Source organism: Anaerolineales bacterium (assembly GCA_022866145.1).
In the GTDB taxonomy this organism is placed as follows: Bacteria; Chloroflexota; Anaerolineae; order Anaerolineales; family E44-bin32; genus PFL42.
On record JALHUE010000285.1, the window covers coordinates 1 to 3,662 of the forward strand.

Consider the following 3,662-nt stretch of genomic DNA (forward strand, 5'->3'; position numbering starts at 1 on the left):
AGACCCTGAGATGATGAACCGCTGGCTGGCCGAGATCCCTCAGGGCCGCCTGGGACAGCCGCAAGATATCGTCGGCCTGGTGTTGTTCTTGTGCTCGCCGGCGGCGGGCTACCTGACTGGCCAGGCGATCAACGTCGATGGCGGCAAGGTGATGAGCTGATGGCCTACGTGGCCTGCGCCGAAGAAATGGATGGGCGTTGGATCGCCCACGTCCCCGACCTGCCCGGCTGCTTCACGTCCGACGCCAACCTGGACCTGGCGCTGAAGGCCGTCCCGGCCGGGGTAGAAGCCTACCTAGCATGGTGCCGCGGCCACGGACTGCGAGTCTCGGGCCTGTCGGGCCCGATGATCGTCAGCGAGGTGATCCGCGCCTGGAACTATGAGGTCGATCAGGAGGTCAACGCCTTCTTCGCCGCCGACCGGCCGCCGGTCACGACCGAAGAACTCCCCCAGTACCAACACCTGCTGGACGCAACCCGCCGAGACCTGATCGCGGCCGTGGACGGAGTGCGCAGCGAACAGCTGGGGAGAGAGTTCCCGGGAGAGCGCTGGCCGATGCTGGGTATCCTGCGGCATGTGGCCAACGCCGAATGCTGGTACCTGGACCGGATGGGCCTTGCCTTCCCGCGTACCGAGCTGGTTGAAGATCCCTTTGAGCGTCTCGACCAGGTGCGCAATCACCTATTGGACTCGCTGGCCTCCCTGGCATCGCGCCAGGGGGTGGTGGCCATGGCCGGCGAGACCTGGTCGGCGCGCAAGGTGCTGCGCCGCGCCCTGTGGCATGACCGTGACCACACCCAGCACCTGCAGCGCCTCCGCCGCATGCTGGGCTGACGCCACCACCGTCGCCCTTCACGGCCTGTCGCCTTCATCTTGCGTAGGGCCGCAGTCCTGCTCCCGAGGGAGAGCCGTCATGCAGGGTCACGAGCATCCCCCCTTAGCCCGCGAGACCATGATTGACCGCTACGCGCGCCAACCGGCCGTGCTCTCGGACCTGGCGGAGCGTCTGGGCCCAGCCGAGCTGCAGCGCCCGGCCCGCCCGGCAGGGTGGTCGGCCCATCAGGTGTTGGTCCACGTGCGGGACGTCGAGATCCAGGCCTATCTGCCCCGGCTGGAAAGGATCCTCGACGAAGCCGATCCCCTGTTCGCGGATTTCGACGCCGAGCGGTGGATGAGCACGCACTACTTGCCAGCCGAGCCCGTGAACACCGTGCTGGCCGACTTCGCCGCCGCCAGGGTGGGCGGACTTGCGCTGATTCGCGGTCTAGCCGCCGCGGACTGGCAGCGCCCCGGGAGGCACCCGGACATCGGCTCGCGTCCCTTCGAATGGTGGATAACTCGGGCAGTCGAACATGCCGAGGAACATCTCGTGGAGCTTGCCGGTCGGCTGGCATCCCTGGGGGTAGGAGGGCTCAATGGCTGAGAATATCCAGGTTGAAAGGCGCGGGCGGGTCGGAGTGATCCGGCTGCACCGGCCCCGGGCGATGAACGCCCTGAACCAGGCCCTGATGCAGGAATTGGCTGATGCGCTGCGTGACTTCGACGCCGAGCCGGAGATCGGGGCTGTCGTGATTTGCGGGGATGAGCGCGCCTTTGCCGCCGGAGCCGACATCAAGGAGATGGCCGGAGCCGGGGCCGTCGAGATGCTGCTCGAGGACCGGATCTCGCTGTGGGATCGGGTGGCTCAGGTCAGCAAGCCCGTGATTGCAGCCGTATCGGGGTGGTGCCTGGGCGGAGGCTGCGAGCTGGCGATGGCCTGCGACATGATCGTCGCCTCCGAGACCGCCAAGTTCGGCCAGCCGGAGATCACGATCGGGGTCATCCCTGGCGCCGGCGGGACGCAGCGGCTGGCCCGGGCCGTCGGCAAGGCTATCGCCATGGAGGTCATCCTGAACAACCGCACACTCACGGCGATCGAAGCGCAGCAGTTCGGACTAGTCAATCGGGTATACCCTCTGGAAACCTATCTCGATGAGGCGTTGCGCCTGGCGGAGGAGGTGGCGGCCCGGGCGCCGCTGGCCGTGCGGTTGGGGAAGCAGGCCGTCAATCAGGCCTTCGAGCTTCCTCTGCGGGAAGGCTTGACGGCCGAGCGCAGGGCCTTCTACCTGCTGTTCGACAGTGACGACCAGAAGGAAGGCATGGCGGCCTTCATCGAGAAGCGGGCCCCCGCATGGCGGGGACGATAAGCCGGGGAGGCTGGCCAGCGTGCTCTCCTACCGCAACCTGACCCAGGCCTTGGGCCAGCTGGGAATACAGCCGGCCGGAATCGCGCTGGCGCATGTCTCTGAGGAGTTTAGTTCGCAGGTGATCGGCGGTACCGAGACGGTCCTGGGCGCCTTGTTGGCCAGCGTGGAGGGGGTGTTGATGCCGGCCTTCACCCTGCGTTGCCAGGTGGTGCCCGCGGTGGGACCTGCGGACAACGGCCTGGACTATGAGGCGCAGCACGATCTGAGCCAGGAGGCGGAGTTCTTCCGTCCGGGCCTTCCAGTGGATGGTGCGCTGGGCGCGGCCGCCGAAGCCATGCGCCAGAAGCCCGGCGCACACCGGTCGATGCATCCGCTGCTCTCGTTCAGCGGCTGGCAGGCCGACGAGGTGTTGCAGGCCCAAACCATGGAGGCGCCGCTCGGGCCACTGGCTGCGCTGGCTGGCGGCGACGGCGACGTTCTGCTGCTCGGTGCCGAGCAGCGGGCGAATGTGGCGATTCACTATGCCGAGCACATGGCCGGGCGGAGGCAGTTCGTCCGCTGGGCGCTTACTCCGGCCGGGGTCCGGCTATGCCCGGGGATGCCGGGCTGCGCCGAGGGTTTCAGTGCGCTCGAACCGCGGCTGGCGGGAATCGGACGCAGCCTCAGCCTGGACGGAAGCCCGGTCTGGCTGCTTCCGATGCGCGATCTGGTGCATGGAGTCGTGAGCTGGATCCGTCAGGATCCACGCGCCCTGCTGTGTGACCGTGCTGGATGCGCGGCTTGCGCCGCCGTGCGCGCCAGCGTGCGGGCCGATGTCCGACCGTAATCCGGGAGCGAGGCCCATCTGCCGCGCCCGCAGGTCCGAAGGCCGACGATGACCGCCCGCGCAGTGCTTGTCCTGGGTGCGACCGGGTTCATCGGCGGCCAGGTGGCGCGAGCGTGCTTGGCACGCGGCTGGCGCGTGCGTGCCCTGCGCCGCCGCCCGGGAGCGACCGGAGACCTGGCTGGGGTCCCTGTCGAATGGGTTGAGGGCGACCTCTCCGATCCAGAACAAATTGGGCGCGCCATGAGCGGCGTCGACATCGTGTTCCACGCTGCAGGCTACTACCCCCAGGGTGGGGCGAGCGTGGCGGAGCATATCCGCCGCGGCCGGGTGACGATGCAGACGGTGCTGCGGGCGTGGCGGTCGGCCGGTGCGCCGCGCATGGTGTACACCTCCAGCCTGTCGACAATCGGCTGGCCGCCGCCGGGGCAGTCGCGGCCGGCGAACGAGGGGGATCACTACGTGCCCGGCACGCTGCCGCGCTCTGCCTACTATGAGGTCAAAGCGGCGACGGAGCAGCTGGCGCTGGAGGCGCCGTTGATCGTGGTCAATCCGACGGCGGTGTTTGGCCCCGGAGATGTGCATCTCACTACGGCGCGCCTGCTGGTGCTGGTGGCGCGCGGCTGGGCTCGCCTGGCGGTGCCTGCAACGAT

The 3,662-nt window shown here is 68.4% G+C and carries 5 protein-coding genes; all 5 read left to right on the plus strand.

The genetic code is table 11. The features are described 5' to 3' along the window. Positions 1–159 precede the first annotated feature (159 nt). The gene (locus tag MUO23_08825; GenBank protein MCJ7513057.1) at positions 160–834 is read left to right on the plus strand and encodes a DinB family protein; all 675 of its coding nucleotides are present in this window, start codon (positions 160–162) and stop codon (positions 832–834) included. A gap of 79 nt (positions 835–913) precedes the next feature. Then, a complete protein-coding gene (locus MUO23_08830) occupies positions 914–1,423 on the plus strand; it encodes a DinB family protein (GenBank protein MCJ7513058.1) in 510 nt (169 codons plus the stop codon). Next, entirely contained in the window at positions 1,416–2,186 is a 771-nt protein-coding gene (locus MUO23_08835) for an enoyl-CoA hydratase-related protein (protein MCJ7513059.1), read from the plus strand. Before MUO23_08830 ends, MUO23_08835 begins: the two co-directional genes overlap by 8 nt. Positions 2,187–2,205: 19 nt before the next feature. Beyond that, entirely contained in the window at positions 2,206–3,012 is an 807-nt protein-coding gene (locus MUO23_08840) for an AAC(3) family N-acetyltransferase (GenBank protein MCJ7513060.1), read from the plus strand. 48 nt (positions 3,013–3,060) lie between these two features. Beyond that, positions 3,061–3,662, plus strand: a 602-nt coding sequence (locus MUO23_08845) for an NAD-dependent epimerase/dehydratase family protein (GenBank protein MCJ7513061.1), incomplete at its 3' end; no start/stop codon positions are given.

Coding starts and splice junctions, on each gene's coding strand:
- MUO23_08835 (MCJ7513059.1), top strand. CDS start 1,416: ATGGCTGAGAATATCCAGGTTGAAAGGCGCGGGCGGGTCGGAGTGATC.
- MUO23_08825 (MCJ7513057.1), top strand. CDS start 160: ATGGCCTACGTGGCCTGCGCCGAAGAAATGGATGGGCGTTGGATCGCC.
- MUO23_08830 (MCJ7513058.1), top strand. CDS start 914: ATGCAGGGTCACGAGCATCCCCCCTTAGCCCGCGAGACCATGATTGAC.